The sequence below is a fragment of the Coleofasciculus sp. genome (assembly GCF_046565525.1).
Classification (GTDB): Bacteria; Cyanobacteriota; Cyanobacteriia; order Cyanobacteriales; family Coleofasciculaceae; genus Coleofasciculus.
In genome coordinates, this window is the sequence record NZ_JBKHUP010000131.1 from 1 (window position 1) to 18483 (window position 18483).

At 45.8% G+C, this 18483-nt stretch carries 13 protein-coding genes and 1 pseudogene; 8 read left to right on the forward strand and 6 right to left on the reverse strand.

Features of this window, described 5'->3' with window-relative positions:
• Positions 1 to 2089: two-partner secretion domain-containing protein (locus tag ACLGGO_RS30805; RefSeq protein WP_446422158.1), on the reverse strand; the 2089-nt coding region annotated here is incomplete at its 3' end.
• Between the two features lie 737 nt (positions 2090 to 2826).
• Here ACLGGO_RS30805 and ACLGGO_RS30810 point away from each other — a divergent pair.
• Positions 2827 to 3564 (forward strand): ABC transporter ATP-binding protein, encoded by a 738-nt coding sequence (locus tag ACLGGO_RS30810; protein ID WP_446422159.1) that lies wholly within the window; start codon positions 2827 to 2829, stop codon positions 3562 to 3564.
• Positions 3565 to 3743: 179 nt separating this feature from the next.
• Positions 3744 to 5426: a methionine--tRNA ligase gene (gene metG, locus ACLGGO_RS30815; RefSeq protein ID WP_446335724.1), complete on the forward strand. Its 1683-nt coding sequence runs from the start codon at positions 3744 to 3746 to the stop codon at positions 5424 to 5426.
• A gap of 222 nt (positions 5427 to 5648) precedes the next feature.
• Here the strand turns inward: metG and ACLGGO_RS30820 are convergent, their stop codons facing one another.
• Positions 5649 to 6620, reverse strand: a complete 972-nt coding sequence (locus tag ACLGGO_RS30820; RefSeq protein ID WP_446422160.1) for an NAD-dependent epimerase/dehydratase family protein — start codon at positions 6618 to 6620, stop codon at positions 5649 to 5651.
• Positions 6621 to 6753: 133 nt separating this feature from the next.
• On the opposite strand from ACLGGO_RS30820, the gene ACLGGO_RS30825 reads away from it, so the two are divergent.
• Entirely contained in the window at positions 6754 to 8283 is a 1530-nt protein-coding gene (locus tag ACLGGO_RS30825; protein ID WP_446422161.1) for a DNA phosphorothioation-associated putative methyltransferase, read from the forward strand.
• A 749-nt stretch (positions 8284 to 9032) separates the two neighbouring features.
• A complete protein-coding gene (locus tag ACLGGO_RS30830; RefSeq protein ID WP_446422162.1) occupies positions 9033 to 10724 on the forward strand; it encodes an HD domain-containing phosphohydrolase in 1692 nt (563 codons plus the stop codon).
• 1 nt (position 10725) lies between these two features.
• On the opposite strand, the gene ACLGGO_RS30835 is transcribed toward ACLGGO_RS30830, so the two are convergent.
• A complete protein-coding gene (locus tag ACLGGO_RS30835; protein WP_446422163.1) occupies positions 10726 to 10851 on the reverse strand; it encodes a hypothetical protein in 126 nt (41 codons plus the stop codon).
• Between the two features lie 495 nt (positions 10852 to 11346).
• Between ACLGGO_RS30835 and ACLGGO_RS30840 the strand changes: the two genes are divergently transcribed.
• Entirely contained in the window at positions 11347 to 11571 is a 225-nt protein-coding gene (locus ACLGGO_RS30840) for a DUF2811 domain-containing protein (RefSeq protein WP_446335727.1), read from the forward strand.
• A gap of 152 nt (positions 11572 to 11723) precedes the next feature.
• Complete coding sequence (pth, locus tag ACLGGO_RS30845) at positions 11724 to 12323, forward strand: aminoacyl-tRNA hydrolase (protein WP_446422164.1); 600 nt, start codon at positions 11724 to 11726, stop codon at positions 12321 to 12323.
• A gap of 109 nt (positions 12324 to 12432) precedes the next feature.
• On the opposite strand, the gene ACLGGO_RS30850 is transcribed toward pth, so the two are convergent.
• The gene (locus ACLGGO_RS30850; protein ID WP_446422165.1) at positions 12433 to 13707 is read right to left on the reverse strand and encodes a hypothetical protein; all 1275 of its coding nucleotides are present in this window, start codon (positions 13705 to 13707) and stop codon (positions 12433 to 12435) included.
• Positions 13708 to 14172: 465 nt separating this feature from the next.
• On the opposite strand from ACLGGO_RS30850, the pseudogene ACLGGO_RS30855 reads away from it, so the two are divergent.
• Both ACLGGO_RS30855 and ACLGGO_RS30860 read left to right on the forward strand, forming a co-directional pair.
• Positions 14173 to 14509, forward strand: a pseudogene (locus tag ACLGGO_RS30855) (zinc ribbon domain-containing protein); the annotation flags it as partial.
• 57 nt (positions 14510 to 14566) lie between these two features.
• Complete coding sequence (locus ACLGGO_RS30860; RefSeq protein ID WP_446422166.1) at positions 14567 to 15928, forward strand: UDP-N-acetylmuramoyl-tripeptide--D-alanyl-D-alanine ligase; 1362 nt, start codon at positions 14567 to 14569, stop codon at positions 15926 to 15928.
• Between the two features lie 41 nt (positions 15929 to 15969).
• On the opposite strand, the gene ACLGGO_RS30865 is transcribed toward ACLGGO_RS30860, so the two are convergent.
• Both ACLGGO_RS30865 and ACLGGO_RS30870 read right to left on the reverse strand, forming a co-directional pair.
• On the reverse strand, positions 15970 to 16851 hold the full coding sequence (locus ACLGGO_RS30865; protein WP_446422167.1) for a hypothetical protein: 882 nt from the start codon (positions 16849 to 16851) through the stop codon (positions 15970 to 15972).
• 326 nt (positions 16852 to 17177) lie between these two features.
• The gene (locus ACLGGO_RS30870) at positions 17178 to 18326 is read right to left on the reverse strand and encodes an MFS transporter (protein WP_446422168.1); all 1149 of its coding nucleotides are present in this window, start codon (positions 18324 to 18326) and stop codon (positions 17178 to 17180) included.
• Between the last annotated feature and the right edge of the window lie 157 nt (positions 18327 to 18483).

The following is an 18483-nucleotide window of genomic DNA, read 5'->3' on the forward strand; positions in this document are numbered from 1 at the left end:
CGGCTACTGTGCTGAAGTTATTGGCATTATCTAAGGTGATATTGCCATTGGCATTTAAGGTTGTGCCACCCGTAACAGTGAGATTCTCCAAGTCGGTGATAGCGCCATTAGCGGTGATGTTAAGAGTACCAGAAATGTTAAAAGGTTGGTCAAAAGGTGCTGATTTTACGGAACTTCCTAGCTGTATATCATTGATATCTTTGAGTGAGACATTGTTAGCACTGGTGACTAAAACCTCATTAAAGTTATTGCCGTCATTTTTGAGGGTGATGTTATTTGCTGCACCTACGCCTAACCGGGTTCTACCACCAATATCTAATGTTGTCCCAGCCCCTTGTGTAATCGCACCATTGGCTTCAATTAAAAGGTTTAACCCTCTAGTTGAAATACTTTGATTGAGTTCGACAGCGCCCCCTGCCTGAAAAACTAAGCTCAATCCATCCCCTGGTGTATTTGTCGTATCGCTATCAAATATCTGCCCGTTGATGATGATATTCTTCGCTGCTATCAAAGTTAGGGTCTTATTAGTGCCCCTGGTGTCGAAATCTAAGTTAGTTGCTAGGGTGATATTTCCATCTTGTGCAGGAGTTCCTGTTCCTGTACCTGTATTCAGAGTGACATCACCCATAGTTAAGGCATTCAAGAGCGTCGTAATATTGAGTACGGAGTCATTCGCCGCCGCCGTAAAATTAGGTGCAGTGCCACCAATGCTATTAGTCCCATCACTAATCGTGATATTGTAAGGGTCAATTAACCAAGTTCCCCCATCTCCTGCCGGTGCGGTGATATCAGGCGCGAAAGGAACATCCAAGAATCCCGCACTACTGGTTTCGACAAAACCTCCATTGCCCCCACGTTCCCCACCTCTAGCGCTAATATGACCATAAGTACGAGTCGTCTGATTTGACCAGACAATGGTTCGCCCCCCTTTCCCCTCATCTAAAGCATCAGCGTTAATCCTTGAGTCTTCACTAATAAAAGTGACATCAGCATTAGGAATCGGTTCAAGTCCTTTTTCACCGCCACCAATTCGTATAGTACCCCCGCCATGGCTTCCTGATGCGTCTATATTGGCGCCAATTAAACCTACCTTATTGCCAATGACATTAATTTCACCCCCAGTTGAGGATGAGGGCGAGGGCGCACGTCGGTGCGCCCCTACCGCCCCGGAAACATTAATTTCACCTGATACAATCGCAACGCCTGTCTCTTTAGGTAAGGTGATTCCAGTATCTGTTAGTTGTACATTGCCCGATTCATTAACCTCGACGCCTGTTTCAACCTCTTCCCCCTTCCCCGTTAATAATTCAGCTAAATCCCCAGGTTTGACTGGCAATATTGACCCGTCTTTAGCCTTGGATGGTTCAACCTCCAGAGACAATAATCCCCCGGGGCGAGAAATCTTGACTAAATTGGAACCGGGAACCGCCGCTACGGTAATGGTTCCCCCTGGTGCGGTTAGTGTCCCTGTATTAACGACATTTCCTGCGAGTAGGGTTAAATTTTTACCTTCTGATACCGCTAATTCGCCTCCATTAACAATACTTCCCGTCTCGGATACATCAAAGGCAAATTGGTTGGGTGTCCCGACTAAGTTCTGATAATCATTCCCACCAATGGCATTAAACCAATTGCCATTGCCAAACCCTATACCTGTGGCGGTGGTGGCGATAAAGTCACCTGGGACGTTTAATCTAGCATCCGCACCAAAAATTATCCCCGCCGGATTCATTAAATATAAGTTGGGATTGCCCCCGGTGACTTGAATCAACCCGTTAATCACAGAGGCGTCACCGCCCACGACGCGACCAAGAATATTGTTTAAATTAGGATTTGCCAGAAAGTTGGCGATTTGATTGGTATCTAAGCCAAATTGCTGAAAACTGTGGAAGAGGTTTGCCCCATCAGCCGAAAGACTACCACCGGAAATATCGATGCGGTTTCCATCCGGTATGATAATTGTACCTGTACCGTCTGCGGCTGGGATAATTGGCTGCGCCAGAACGAAGACTTCAGAGGATGTGCCAAGGCTGAAAATCCAAAGCCAAAATCCGGTAACAGCGGCTTTTAAAACATGTACTCTGTTCATGGCTGATTCGTTGACCCAGCGCAGGTTGGGTTTCAAGGGGACTTTTAATAATACTCGCTTCGTTGCCGATCTCCATATTGGGGTGAACTAAATCTGTGCAAATCTATGCAGACAAGCTAGAAATGTCTCATATTGCTGGTTTCATCCGTTGATGGTTATCGTTAGGGACGTTGATGAAGCAAGGCACTTCTCCCACCCACCGGAGCTTAACCGTACCTAGCACCCCGCTAGGTGATACTCTACTTCAAGTCGTAACGCTTTTCTGGACGCTAAACTTTGGGCGTCAACTTTTGGCTTTGGGCGTAAGGATGGTGCCCCTACGAAGTCTCAAATTTTGGTATCACGCCACTCACTAGAGTCTGGCATTAGGCAATCCAGGGGGCTGGCAACTTTACTCACAATACCCCTTGATGGCATGATAACCGACTTTAATCAGATTCAACCTGATCGTCAAGCCGAATCGGAAAAGATTAACAATTCTCAAATTAGTCAAGTAACTATGTAACTTTATATTTAGAATGAATAGTTTGGTTACCAAACCCCTACTGCTGTCACTTGTCCTCAGTTCCCATTTTCAAGCCACCCCCTGACACTATCATAACTATCACCCGGCAACCCATTTGACTGGTCAGAATTCGCTATCATCCAATCATGGCTCTTTATCTGAAGAGAGTTTAATTTGGGCTACTTATGTTATATTTCTTTACATATACACCCCGACTGTCGCTTACATCAATATGGTTGTGTCTATAAAAAGCCGAAACCAGCTTGATTGGCACTCAAGCGATATAACACAGGAGCAATCGGATACCATCATTGCTCAAGGGGTAACGATGGAATATAAGTCAGGCAATCAGAGCTATCAAGTACTCAAAGGGATTGACTGGCAAATTAAGCGTGGCAATATTCAAATTCTCATGGGACCATCGGGTTCAGGGAAAACGACGTTACTCTCTATTCTGGCAGGACTACTGACGCCTTCACTCGGCAATGTCTCCCTACTTGGAGAAGAGATAACCAAAATGTCCAGCGCCAAGCTAGCCCGCTTTCGGCGACAGAAAATTGGCTTTATTTTCCAGCATTTTAACCTGTTTCCGGCGCTAACGGCAGCGGAGAATGTGGAAGTTGTGCTGAATATAAAAGGGATTCGTGGGACGAAAGCGCGACATCAAGCGCAGGAGTTGCTCGAACATGTTGGATTAGGGTTGCACGCCAATCAACGCCCTGCTAACTTGTCTGGGGGACAGAAGCAACGAGTCGCGATCGCACGTTCCTTAGCCGGTCATCCTAAGATTATTATGGCAGATGAGCCAACGGCAGCACTAGACTCGACCAGTGGACATCGGGTGATTGAATTATTGCGGCGGTTGGCAAAGGAGGAAGGGTGTACAGTACTTATGGTTACCCATGATCCCCGCATCCTAGATGTCGCTGACCGAGTAACCTATCTCGAAGACGGGATTTTAAAGATTTGAGCAGGAAAGGAACCACAGAGGCACTCCAGAACAGGAGTTTTTGTGTGCTATTTGGCTTGAGTTCTTGCCAGGGGACAGGATCTGATTGAAAATGATGCCAGGTCTCGGTTAAAACGGGTTCAAGTATGGGTTGGTCTACTAGTAGCGCTGTATCTTTTGGCACACCTTAAGTAAAATTTATGCGGTATCTGATTACAAGTGCGTTGCCCTATATCAATGGGATTAAACACCTGGGCAATTTGGTCGGTTCTATGCTTCCGGCAGATGTCTATAGCCGTTTCCTGCGACAGGAAGGCGAATCCGTTCTATTTTTGTGTGCCACGGATGAACATGGTACACCGGCTGAATTAGCCGCATTGGAAGCCGGATTAGATGTCGCCACCTACTGTCAAAAACAACACGAACGGCAAGCCGAAATCTATCGCGGGTTTGGACTTTCTTTCGACTATTTTGGTCGCACTTCATCCCCAGATAACCACGAGTTGACCCAGCATTTCTATCAGCGCCTCGATGAAAATGGTTTCATGGAGGAACGGGAAATCCGCCAGGTTTACTCTCATGAAGATGGTCGTTTTTTGCCAGACCGATATATTATTGGAACCTGTCCCCATTGCGGATACGATCGCGCCAGAGGAGATCAGTGTGAGAATTGTACCTCGGTGTTAGATCCTACAGATCTAATTGAACCCCGTTCTGCTGTATCAGGCAGTACAAATCTGGAAGTTCGCCAAACTAAGCATTTATTCTTAAAGCTTACCGCCCTTAGCGATGAGGTGCGTTCCTGGGTGGATAATCAGCAAGAGTGGACGACTCTGACTAAATCCATTGCCCTAAAATGGTTAAATGAAGGATTACAAGACCGCTGCATTACCCGTGATTTAAGTTGGGGTGTCCCTGTACCCCGTCCGGGATTTGAGGGTAAAGTATTTTATGTCTGGTTTGATGCCCCCATTGGCTATATTTCCGCCACCAAAGGATGGGCAAGTCAGCAATCTGAACCGGATGCCTGGAAACCGTGGTGGTGCGACGCCCAAGATATTTGTTATGTGCAGTTCATGGCAAAAGATAATTTGCCCTTCCACACAATTATGTGGCCCGCGATGATTCTGGGAACGCGGGAACCCTGGACAATGGCGGATGATATTAAGGGATTTAATTGGTTAACCTATTATGGTGGAAAATTTTCCACCAGTTCCAAGCGTGGCATTTTTTCTGACCAAGCCTTAGATATTTTACCTGCTGATTACTGGCGCTATGCTTTAATTGCGATGGCACCAGAGTCTTCCGATTCGGCTTTTACCTGGGAGTTATTTCAAATTAAGATAAACAAGGATTTGGCAGATACTCTAGGTAATTTTGTTAACCGAACATTAAAGTTTGCCAATAGTCGGTTTAAAGGAGTAATTCCAGAAGGGGGAACGCCAGGAGAGGCGGAACAACGGTTGCAAGAAAGTTGTGCTAGTTTGACAGATAAACTGAGTAATTGTTTGCAAAACCTGGAGTTTCGCAAAGCCGCAGAAACCCTATGTGCGCTGTGGACAGTGGGGAATCAGTATATTGACGAACGCGCACCTTGGGCGCTGTTTAAGCAAGACAAGGAAGAAGCAGCGTTGGTAATTCGCACCTGTATTAACCTGATTCGGCTGTATGCGATCGCGTCTAATCCTTTGATTCCCTTTACGGCTGAGAAAATCTTTGATGCGTTGCAGTTATCAGACACAGAGAGAACGATAAAGTTAACTCAGGCGGTGGATTTTAATGCTTTGGCAGCGGGTCGTTCTTTTGATGTTCCACCTCCTCTATTTCGCAAGTTAGAGGATACAGAAATAGCAGAATTGCGCCAACAATTTGGGGGTGGGTAATTCAGGTTCCAGATGTTGCATGAAATGTCTAATCATTTTCAGTTGGGGCGGGTTTAGTAGCATCTGGGTAAGCTCAGACATGATAGTAGTGAAAAGAGCCCCTCTGCTCCCCCTGCTCCCCCAGCTCCCCCAGCTCCCTCTGCTCCCCCTGCTTTTAGCGCTTAAGTTGACACCAATGACGTCGGTGCGCCCCTACAAATGCATGAATTTTGAATCGATGTTCTAGGATTGAGTTTTCATGATCCTGACAATCTCGCTGAGGGTTTGCGATACCGATCGCGGATTCCATCCTAAGTCTTGACGTGCTTTGGTTGCATCGACGCGCACGCAACGATCATAGACGTAATGAACCCGTTCCCGACTCAGGGGCGGTTGCCAATTCAACAGGCGTCCGATAGGGTCAAGTAGGTTTCCAGCGAGTCTCACCAAGGGTTTTGGGGCTTCAGCCGGAACCGGAATTCCGGTGTCTTGACTCAGCAGTCTGAACATCTCACGGGTGGAAAGATCACCCGCCGAAATGATATATTTTTCTCCAGGTTGACCCTTTTGGGCTGCCAGAATCATGGCGTTGGCTAAGTCATCGACGTGGACAATTCCGGTGATGCGATCGCCTCCCGCCCATACTTTTAAACCGCCTTTGAGAAATTGTTTCAGTACCGGACCAAAATGGGGGTCATCCGCACCAAAGATACCAGACGGGAGAATACTAACCACGGGTAACCCTTGGGCGGCAAATTGGTCTACAATTTGTTGGGCTTGGTACTTGGTGCTGTCATAAGCGCTAGAAAAGTCGGTTTGTTGGCGTTGGAAGGTTTCATTGACGACTTGACCTTTGGTGTCACCAAAAACGCCAATGGTGCTACAGTAAACGAGTTTCGATACACCAACAGCTTGAGCCACCTCTAAAACAGCGCGGGTTCCCTCCACATTCACCCGTTCCATTTTCTTGGCATCAACGAGTCCTAATTCCACATAAGCGGCGGTGTGAAATACCCAGTCTACCCCAGTCATTGCCGTTTTCAGGGCGTCGCGATCAGTGATATCGCCGTAAACCAGTTGAACTTGGCAATCCGAGAGACGCTGAAGGTTGCTAGACTTGCGGACGAAACCGACAACGGTATCCCCCCGTTGTTCTAAGGCTTTAACTAAATGAGAACCTGTAAATCCGTTGGCTCCGGTGACTAGGGCTTTCATCACGCCTCCTGGCTTTTAACTAACATTTAGGACATTCCCCACGACAAGGATTCTATGACTAGACTGGTGTTCTCGATAGTAGCGCTCACTGAGATTTACCGGTATATTAGTCAAAAAGCTCGCCGACTCAGCTATGGTTGCTCCTATCCCAGACAGTACTGAAATCGAGCGTCACAGGGCTGCAATAGTCCGCACTAACTTGTCAAAGCCAGTGCGATTAGCCCTAGAAAGTGCAATTCTAACTAAAGATACTTCCTTTTTTGACTACGGCTGCGGTCGTGGTAGTGACATTAACCGTCTGCGTCGGCAAGGCTATACCTGTGCAGGTTGGGACCCCTACTACCATGGCGACAATTCTCTAGTCCCCTCTGATATCGTTAACCTGGGCTATGTAATCAATGTAATTGAAAAGCCAGGAGAACGCCGCCAAGCCTTACTGAAAGCCTGGGAACTCACCCAAAAGGTGCTGATTGTCTCTGCCCAAGTTTTAATTGATGACCGTAATTCTGGGCAAATTGCTTATGGTGATGGGATTGTCACCCGCCGCAATACATTTCAGAAATACTACGAACAAGAAGAACTCAAAGCCTATATTGACCAAGTATTAGGTGTTGATGCCATTCCCGTTGACTTAGGCATCTATTTTATCTTCCGGGATTCCACTCAAGCTGAAAGCTTCCGGGCATCCCGCTTCCGTTCTCGCACAATTATCCCCAGAATCCGCCTCAGTGTGAAGCGGTTCGAGGACTATCAAGACATGCTTACCCCCCTGATGGCATTTATCACCGAACGGGGACGCCTTCCCAGCCCCTTGGAACTCCCCAATACTGAAGAAATTATAGAAGAATTCGGCAACCTACGCCGTGCCTTTAAGGTTATTTTACAAGTGACTGAGCAAAACGAATGGGATGCGATCGCAGACAAACGTCGCCATGATTTCCTCGTCTATCTCGCCCTGGCTAAATTCAATGATCGCCCCAAGTTTGGTCAATTAGATCCCTTAGTCCAAAATGATATTAGAGCCTTCTTTGGTAACTATCAACAAGCCTGTGCTGCGGCTGACTTAATCCTCTTAAGTGTGGGCAATCCCAGCTTAATTGCCAATTGCTGCCAGCGCTCTCGAGTCGGCAAACTCCTCCCCACCGCCCTCTACGTCCATGTTTGTGCCCTCGAAGCCCTCGAAGCCCCACTCCGACTCTATGAAGGGTGCGCCAGCCGTACTGTTGGTCGCTTAGAGGGGGCAACATTAGTCAAGTTTCATATTAATCAACCCAAAATTTCCTACCTGTTTTATCCCAATTTCGACACTGAACCGCATCCAGAACTACACACAAGCATGAACATTGACTTGCAGGATTTACAGGTTACCTATCGCCACTACGACACCTCCAGAAATCCTCCTATCTTGCACCGTAAAGAAACCTTTGTCACCCCAGATTATCCCCTGTACGAAAAATTTGCCAAACTTACTCGTCAGGAAGAAGATTGGGGACTGCTGGATAATACCCAAACTATCGGTACGCGCAAAGGCTGGCAACAACGTCTCCTCGACCATTGTGTCCAACTCCAAGGGCATCGTGTCATCTGGCGCAAAGATGCTGATCCTTACCGCCTTAAACTACGACAAGCAGCACGCCGTCAACGGACTAAACATAAGGTGTGATATCAACTCCGGTAGCATCGGACTTGTATAGTGACCAGAGGGTAGAAGGGTAATGCTTCCTTCGCAAATAACTATGGGTATGATAAATGCACTTTGTTATCGCTGTGTTGTTGTCAACAATTTTGCCCAAATTTCCGGAGTTTTCGCTAAAACCCTTGAATAAGGGTATTACACGACATTTTATTGATGCCGATGATTGAGCTGCAAAGCCATGGCATCTGTATGGGTCTGTTTGCCAGGTATCTTAGGGTCAAAACCTTATACCGTTTAAGTCAAGTCCATAAACAAGATGAGTGATTACTGTGGCAATTCCATTGACTTTATATGCCATTTTATGGCTAATATTACTACTCTTTTTTTGTTTAAATTTAAAAAGTAATTATTAAATTAAATTTACAAAAACTATTAATTAATTACCAATACATTTCTATTCAATCAACTATTCTACTGGATTAGAATTGAAAAACCTAAAAAGTAATTTTATTCCCCAATAATGTTATGTCTAATCAAGGTGTATTTTTCTTTGTCCAGATAAAAAACAGGTGCAGCTTCATTGAAAAAATACAAGATTTGGCTGATTTATTTGATAAATTTAGTAGTTATACTAGATTCTTGATACTTTCACTCATTTTTAGATTGGAATATAAAAATATATCCCTCTTTAAAGAGTGATTAGATACTTTATTTTCAAGAGATTGAAGCCACTAAAACTCGGTAAAAGGTGATCATTTATATCTGTGGAAAACCTTATGAAACTAGCCCCCGTCCATATCTCAAACCTTGAGAGTCAAGGATTTTTACAAGAATCGTCTGAGAGGGTAGAACTGATTGAGCAGTTACTGGCAATTGGTACAGCCCTTTCGAGTAGTAATGATTTGGATGAATTACTCAAGCTGATTTTATCCAAAAGCCGGGAAATTACGTTTAGCGATGCAGGTAGTCTTTATCTGATTAATCACACTCAGGCGGAGCCGAAATTGTTATTCAAGGTGGCACAGAATGATTCGCTACCCCACAAGCCCTTCAACGAGTTTGTAATGCCTCTGAACCGTAAAAGTTTGGCGGGGTACGTAGCGCTAACGGGTGAAAGCTTAAAATTGGCGGATGCGTATAAATTGCCCCCCAACGTACCTTACGCCCTTGACCGCAGTTTTGACACGAATATGCCCTATCGGACTTGCTCGGTACTGGTTTTGCCGATGCAAAAGCCAGACGGGGAAATTATTGGCGTATTACAACTGATTAATCGCAAGAGTCGCCCCGATGTCACGCTCACACCAAAGAACGCTGTAGAAGTGACCCAGCCCTATTCAGACTGGGAGGAGCGGATTGTGCGATCGCTGGCTTCTCAGGCGGCGATTTCCATTGAACGCCATCATCTCCAAGAAAGTATCGAAAATCTGTTTGAGGGCTTTGTCAGAGCCTCTGTGCAAATTATTGAGACACGAGACCCGACAACCTCCGGTCACTCGGAACGGGTGGCAGAACTCACCGTGCGACTGAGTGAAGAGGTTTGTGCAATCACCCACGGTCCACTGAGTAAAGCCTATTTGAACGATCGCCAAATCCGAGAACTTCGCTATGCTGCCTTATTACATGACTTTGGCAAAGTGGGAGTCCCAGAAGCCATTTTGGGCAAGCGCAAAAAACTCTATCCCTCACAGCTAGAGGTAATTCTCCATCGCTTTGCTCTAGCACAGCGCACTCTGGAAATGGAATGCGCTCAAAAGAAGTTTCAGTATTTACTCGAACATCCTGACCATCGCCATGGCAAGAATAGCTCAACCTCGATCTGTCCTCACTGCCACAAACTCGAACAGCTTGATACACAACTGGCTCAAGCTATTGAAACAATAAAGCATTATCGGGAATTTGTGCAAAAACTCAATGAGCCAGAGTTGCTGCTCACTCGTGATTTTCAGGCATTTACAGAGGAGACATTAACTCAACTGACCACCCTGTCTCAATACACCTATCGAGATGTGGATGGTCAAATCAAACCCCTGATTACCAAGGCAGAGATGGTTCAATTGCTCGTGCCAAAAGGGAATTTAACCCCCGAAGAGCGTTTGAGGATTGAATCTCATGTTACTCACACCTACCACTTTCTCCAACGCATTCCCTGGACAAAGCATCTCAAAGGCGTTCCGATGATTGCCTATGGACATCACGAGAAACTAGATGGCAGCGGCTACCCTAGGGGCTTAAAGCAAGATGAAATTCCACTGCAAACCCAAATGCTCACCGTTGCCGATATTTATGACGCCCTCACCGCCAGCGATCGCCCCTACAAGCGTCGGCTACCTATTGAAACAGCCATGAAAATCCTGCGACAAGAAGCTGCCAAAAACAAAATTAACGGCGACTTAGTGGAGTTATTTGAGCAACGCCAGGTTTTTAGCGTTTTGGGTCATTCCCTCAACGTTGACTCTGTGGCTTGACCTAGGAAAATTCCACAGCCGGGAGAATGTTCCAGACGTAGCCTGCTACGCCTGGAACTTCTTTGAGATGCCAACCGGGGTTACTGGAGCAACGCCCTAGAGCTGATCCTTTGTAGTATTGATCCATAGACGATCAAACAATTTGCAATTCTTATCTTTTAGCCGAGTTTTCCCCACTAGATTCCCCAGTATTTCCACATGAGATTTCCAAGTTTTCCACAAATTACCAACGGTTTTCCACAGGGATGAACGGCGGGATCGAGCCTATCCCCTCATGTTGGGGATTTTCCCTACCCAGGATTCGGAGGCGATCCTTGATGATATTTATGTAAAGTTATGTAACAAATATCGGGTTCAAAGGCTGATTTTATCGTTAGCATTTAGGCAATTTGAGTGACCTGGCAATATTTCGTATCATTGACAACCCCACCCCATCTCAGTTGAGAATAGTGCGACCTACCCATAAAAAAACTTGAGACATCTCAAAGCGGCAAGAGCAGTGGGTGCTGTATCTAAGTCTATTTGCCGTAAGGTTTTAGCTACAGTAGCCGATTTCCACAGACACGTAGAGAGCGAGCAAGGTGGCTTTTGTCCCAACACGCTATTCGATAGAGAGGTAACTATGAACGCAACCGTCAGCATTTTGGCAGAAATCCCTGAAGACCTACACGAGTCTCTCAAGCGCTACCTAGAAACCCATCCCACTTGGGATCAAGATCGGGTGTTTGCCGCAGCGCTATCGCTGTTTCTGCTTCAAAATGGTAGTGGCAAGACAGCCGAAGCCTCCCAGACCTATCGTGCTTGCGCTCGTGTCTATCTAGAATCCCTATTTCAGTCTCCTGCCTGATTGAAGCAGGGAGCGGGGAAGCTGGGGAAGCTGGGGGAGCTGGGGTAGCTGGGGGAGCTGGGGAGGACAAGGGAGAATTTCCCTACTCACCAATGACATAAGATCATAAGCTGTTCCCTGTTCCCTGTTCCCTAACAAATGAAAAATGACAAATGACAAATGACACTTTGGTGATTCCTCAACTAATTGTAGGTTTGGGTAATCCCGAACCCAAATACGACAAAACCCGTCATAATATTGGTTTTGAGGTCGCCGATGAGTTAGCCCGTCGGGTGCAAATTTCTTGGAGCGAAAATCGTCGATTTCAAGCGTTGTTGGGGGAAGGACGTGGCTTAACAGGTGACAAACTACGTTTACTCAAGCCCCTAACTTACATGAATCGTTCTGGGCAAGCAATTCGTGCCGCGATAGATTGGTATAAAATTCCCCCAGAGTCAGTTTTCATCGTCTATGATGAGCTTGATTTACCCGTCGGGCGGCTACGTCTACGCCTTTCTGGTTCGGCGGGAGGACACAACGGAATGAAATCCGCGATCGCGCATCTGGGAACACAAAATTTCCCCCGCCTACGCATTGGGATTGGCAAGTCTGACCCCGACAAGAACACCGTGAGTCACGTCTTAGGCAAATTCTCTCCTGAAGAATCTAAGATCATCTCCGAAGTCATCCAACTCGCCGTTGACGCCATAGAACTCTCGCTGAAGCAAGGCGTCGAAAAGGCAATGAGCCTCTACAACAGCCGCATAATTTAGTTTTGAGTTTTGATTTTTCAGGTTTGTGTAGGGGCTGGTTTTACTACTATCGTTTCCTTTTCACAAGAGATTTGGAACAGTGACAAATGACGAATGATGAATGACGAATTTACATAATTTGATTCAAACAGGAAAGATCAGCTCTGCCAAAATGAATACTAAAGGCAACATTCAAGTTTTCCAGAGACTTAATTAACCAGGGTACACCGTCTCTAGTTGAAGACTCATAATGATTGAACAAAATGGAAAATCGCTTTTCCAAATAGGGTTTAACTTTACGACACAGCAACACAATCTTGAGTAGCAACACGATAGTAACCGTTGCGCCTAAATTCGTAATTAGATCGACAAAAACAAAATGTTTAGGGCGAACAGAACTCTCAACAACGAGAAAATTTAATAACTGGCTACAGGTTCGCAAAATCAGAAATTCGCTGGGCTTCTGATTCTCGCTGTCAGGTAAGGTGTTTTTCAGATGCTCATGCAACCGACTATTAAACTGCCGTTTTCCGTAGGCTGGATCAATGGAAGCCGTCAGATACTCATACAAATCGTCCTTAAAGTCTTTATAGCAAGGCGTCTGACTGCTATGGGTTAGGAAACTTTGAGCCACATCCCGGCAAGTATGAGAGCCTTGGACTTTGCCAACAAACTGTTTAAGAGCCGTTCCCAACTCATGATCCGTTAAAAGGGTGGGATTTTTGACAGGCTGGATAATTTTGGTTGAAGCTTCTTTCTGGTTCCTACGTTTCAGTTGGGCGCATCGCACCTGATAAGTAACGTACTGTGACAAATCTAGCTCGAAGCGCCGCTGGAGCCGGGATTGAATTTGCCGCACGGTTTGCCGATGTTCGTAACTACTATCTTCACTCAGCAAACAGTGTTCGTACAGATAGGGGTATCGCTGAATGAGAGTTCCGACTTCTTTAGAAGTAGTGGATGTTTCACCAACCACCTGAGATAAGCGATGCAGGGTGAGATATTGCTCAGTCTCTTTAAAAATCTGTAGCAGGTGTCGTAGACGCCTAGAACCGCGCGAGTAAACCCCGGTTGCTGGTGGAATATCATCAAGTAATGCCACCAACTCAGGAATAGCACCTTGCAGTTGCGGTTGTATTTGCCAACGGTTAATCAGGATATGGCAACAACGATTCAGGATAAACTTGAAGTCTTGCTCAGCCTGCTTATCCATTGCCAGCTTTTCCAATACCATCCAGATTTCCGGCTCTGGATATCGAGAGCCGTCCATGAATAGCTGTTTGAAACGTTCGAGCGTCTGACTAGGAGATTCTATCTGTACACAATACAGAAAATGATCGTACAGTTGTTGCTCTTGTGAGCTAGTTTGTCTGATGTCGGAATTTGTCCAAGTACTATTAGTCACTTCAGTCCGCCTCCCTACGCGCAAACGCCGTGGGCTGATCGATTTGAATGGAATGTGGCAGATCTAAGCTCAAATTTGACTTGCCCCGTACCGCAACAACCGAAAACCCTGATGCACTTTATCAATTACCCCGCCTAAATGAGCTTGGTCAAGGATTGCTTAAATCTAATGAATTATATTATCTCTACCTATAAGCATACTAAACTAAGTATGGATCATTCTGTAAAATTATGCCGCAAAAGTGTGAAGATTGGGTGAATATAGCGAAAAAACGCCAATTAGATCCCCGACTTGTTGAAAAAGTTGGGAATTGGGTAGGGGATGAGTGTTGCTCGCCCACTCCCACCCGAATCGCGAGGGGAATCTTGCTTCAACCGGAACGAAGTGGAGGTAAGCCTTTGGGGGAGAGCGGGAAATGCCAACGTTAGATGCCCGAAGTATTTCCAATATTCCCGCTAGGTGGCATTGCGAATGTTCATTGAGTACAAAGCGCTCGGCGCTGGCGTTAGAGTTACTCCTATTCCCCCAGCCTATACTTCCCAGATGTGTCACAACTGCCTGCACATACATCCTGCAAAAGGAAAGTCTTACGCCAAGTGGCAAGACTTTCAAATGTGGGCATTGTGGTTGGCATGGGGATGCCGACTTTAATGGAGCCAATAATATTGCACTTGTGGGGCTGTCTATAAACCAGCCTGGAGGCACGGAGTTGTCGTGCAAGCTAAGCCGAACTGTTGAATATGTTCAGCAAAGCTTGTTTGATTACTTCAGGGCTACTGAAAACCCAGACCGAGCGCGATAGCAGGTCTGGGTAGTTTATCACCATAACTAGCCAAAACGTATTCACCACCCTGGAATTATGCCTTGTCAGCTTTCTTTAACTCAATTAGTTGAGGTACTCGCTGCTACCCCGGTTAATCTGTCAGCGCAGATGAGTGTTAACCCAGTCTGCGGTATAACCACTGATACTCGTCACCTCGAACCGGGTCAAGTCTTTTTGGCGCTGCGAGGGGAAACCTTTGATGGGCATGATTATGCTGGAGTAGCGATTGAGAAAGGGGCGATCGCAGTAATTACCAACCGTGACCAAGCTCGCCAACTTCCGGGCATACCGCAGCTTCAAGTCGATGACACTCTACAAGCCTATCAGCAAATTGCTCGATGGTGGCGTGATCAGTTTGATATTCCGGTGATTGCGGTTACGGGTTCTGCTGGAAAAACGACGACGAAGGAATTAATCGCGGCGGTTTTGTCTAATCAAGGTAATGTACTGAAAACCCAAGCGAACTACAATAATGAAATTGGTGTGCCAAAAACGTTACTGGAATTAGACTCAGACCATGATTATGCTGTGATTGAAATGGCGATGCGGGGTTCTGGGCAAATTGCCCTGTTGACCCAAATTGCCCGTCCGACGATGGGCGTGATTACGAATGTGGGAACGGCGCATATTGGATTGTTGGGATCTGAGGATGCGATCGCAAAAGCTAAGTGTGAGTTATTGGCGCAAATGCCTGAGAGCAGTGTAGCTATTCTCAATCATGATAACCAACGCTTAATGGATACGGCGGCTACGGTTTGGCAAGGGGAAACCCTGACGTTTGGTTTAAACGGTGGCGATGTACAGGGGAAACTTATTGACCTGTTTCGGCTCACAGTAGATGGTATGACGTTTCCCTTACCCTTACCGGGTGAACATAATGCCCTTAACTATTTAGCCGCGTTAGCCGTGGCAAAACATCTCCAGATTGACTGCACACCCCTAACTCAAGGATTAGCGGTTCTTCTTCCTGGGGGGCGATCGCAACGCTATGAGTTACCCAATGATATCGTGATTCTCGATGAAACCTATAATGCTGGATTTGAAGCCATGATCGCGGCGTTGCACCTCCTCGCCCAGACGCCGGGTAAGCGACGCATTGCTGTTTTGGGTTCAATGAAGGAATTAGGAGATTATTCGCAACAACTACACCAGCAAGTTGGACAAAAAGCCCAGCAACTCCAATTAGATGCGGTGTTAATTACTCTTAAGGATCAAGAAGCCGAAGCAATTACTAGGGGAATCTCTACATTACCCAGCCAAGGCTTTGCCCAGGATGACGCTTTGGTGCAACATTTACAGGAATTGGTTCAACCGGGCGATCGCATACTATTCAAAGCCTCGCGTTCTGTTGGTTTGGATCAGGTTGTGCATCAGTTTCGAGAGTTGATGTCTGGCTAATTGTGTCAGGAATCACCCCGAATTTCGGAAAAATTCTACATTCAACTCAAAGGAGGCATGGCGGCAAATTTTAGTTCTAAGGTTAAGCGATCATTGCTGCTAGGAGAGATTTTTTTATGGAAGCAACGGGCATCTTCCACAAATCCAAAACCTGCTTTACCGCAAATAGAAGTTATATTTGGATAGCCATAATACTTGCTGATTTCTTGGAGTGAATAGTCTTTCTTCAAAAATCGATAGGCAACTTTTTTCTTCCGGTGGCTCTCCAGCACACAGACGTGAGGATTACTGCACAAATCCACATCTGTTAAATAAAAGTAAAAAGTCAAGCTCCGAGGGGTATTAGTGCCTCGATAAAACCTCTGAGTCGCTTGGCGTCGCTCATAGAGAGTTGACTCTACAGCAAAACTCCACCAAAGCTGAGTGTTTTGGTGAATCGGTTCGGCGTTTAGATAGGTTGCGGCAATTGCTAATAGTATTGGATCGCTTTCTAGTTTCTTAATCGTTGGATCTAAAAATATACTAGGGTTATAAATACCCCGAACTAATGGTTTCTCAGTTTGCATCATGACTTGTTTTTTTTCAGATGCATAAAAACTGCATTGGGTATTGTTGGGTTCATGGCAAGGAGTTGCCAGCGCTAAGTTTCGGATTTCTTCGATAACCTGTAAGGGAAGGTTAAGGTTTAGGGAAATTCCTTTCTGTGTGAGTGAGTAAATAGTCTCATTCAAATCAATATCATTAAGAATTGAATCCTGATAATATTTAGACTGAATTTCAAGCCAATTAGTGGTATTAATTACACTTCTGAAAAGACGGTGCTGGCTAATACCATTAATAGAATTGTTGTCTTTTATAGTTTGAATGTAGTCTGAAAAAACTCTGAAATCTTTGAAAGGATTAGAACTTACATCAATTACCATTATTTTTGGGTATATCTTTCAATCCGAGGTCACAAACAATATAGGCTTCCGAAGAAATAAATTGGGGATTGATGCATGATACACCCTTAAGGGTAAATCCTAGTCAGTAGAAATAGTTACTCTAGCGAGATTAAAAAAATGAATTTTTTGTCGCCAATATTGAGTATTTTAATGCCTCTGTCATGGTAACCAATTAGCAATAAAAAAGATAGATATTCAATTCAAGTTAGTCAAATCTTTAATTATCCGCAGAGAGTTTAAAGTTTTAGTAAAGCAGTTATCCCAGATAAGCAAGTCGTCCTTACTAATAACAAATGACCAATGACTTATTGCTTGTGGGCAAATAGCAACAATCCTGCAAGTAGTGCCACAATTGCCGCCGCATAGAACACCCACTGTAAACCGCAATAAGCTAACACCGGTCCTAACAAAATGGGGGATATAAACTGTCCCAAAAACCCCGCACCTGTCCCAGCCGCGAGTACACTAGATTTCAAGTCTGGGGGAGCTAGATTCGCTAGAGTGCCGTAAAGTGTAGGAAGTACCAAACCAAATCCCACACCAAAGAAGATAGCCGTAACCAAAATCCAACCCAGTTGATGCAGTACGGGAATGGTACTTAAGGTTAACGCCATCAGACCCAACCCGATCGCAACAGTCGTGCGTTGTCCCAAACGCTGGGCGAGTCTTTTGGCGCCAAATGCTGATATAACAGCCGCGCCTATTGCCCGTGATGCTAGAACGATTCCATTCACCACGCTTGTGGCGTCAATGGTTTGTTTGAGATATTGCGGAGCATAAATGACCACCGCGTACATAGCAATGGATACCAAACTGAGTGTACATAAGAGGCGTAGGGTGTAGGGGCGTCCTAAAACCTGACGCAGTTTACTCGCAACATCTTTAACCTCTCCCTGGGTTTTTGGGGATGATTTTTTCGGTAAGAACCGTGCGGCTAAGATTGCCAGAGGTAGCCCCACAGCGTAGAGACCAAATGCCCATTGCCAGTGAAACGAACCCACCCAACCACCGAGTAGGGGAAAAGCAATGCCCATAATGGTCAGTGTACTGGTTGCGTAGCCCAACGCCTGCGATCGCGCCTCACCTTCATACATATTCCCCAAAATACCCAAACTCGCCGCCGCAATCCCGCCACTGGCGGCGCCTAATAGTGCCCGCACCACTAACAACGGCATCAGTGAGTGCATAAAGGCTCCAGCTGTGCCAAATAAGGCGTAGAGAATTAACGATGGGATCAGCACCCGCAGGTGCCCCATCCGATCTGCCAAAATTCCTAACGGCGGACTAAATAGAGCAATGGTTAAACAATGCAGGCTGACCAAATTCCCCGCCAATGCCGGATCAAGGTTAAGTTGTTGGATCATCTCTGGCAAAATTGGCGCCACCACTCCCCCAGCCATGGTGGTGAGAGAGCCGGCGATTAGCAGCACGAACAGCCGAGGATCACGTAACATAACTTAAAATACCTAAATAGTTTGACAACTATAGCGCAACTAAACACTCAGACCTAGCCGGCTAAGTCTGGAACATGCTCACCGCTTCCAAAAACCTAGTCATATCTGCTCACAAGTAAACAAACCTAGGCAAAACTCAACGGTATAAGTTTCTTCA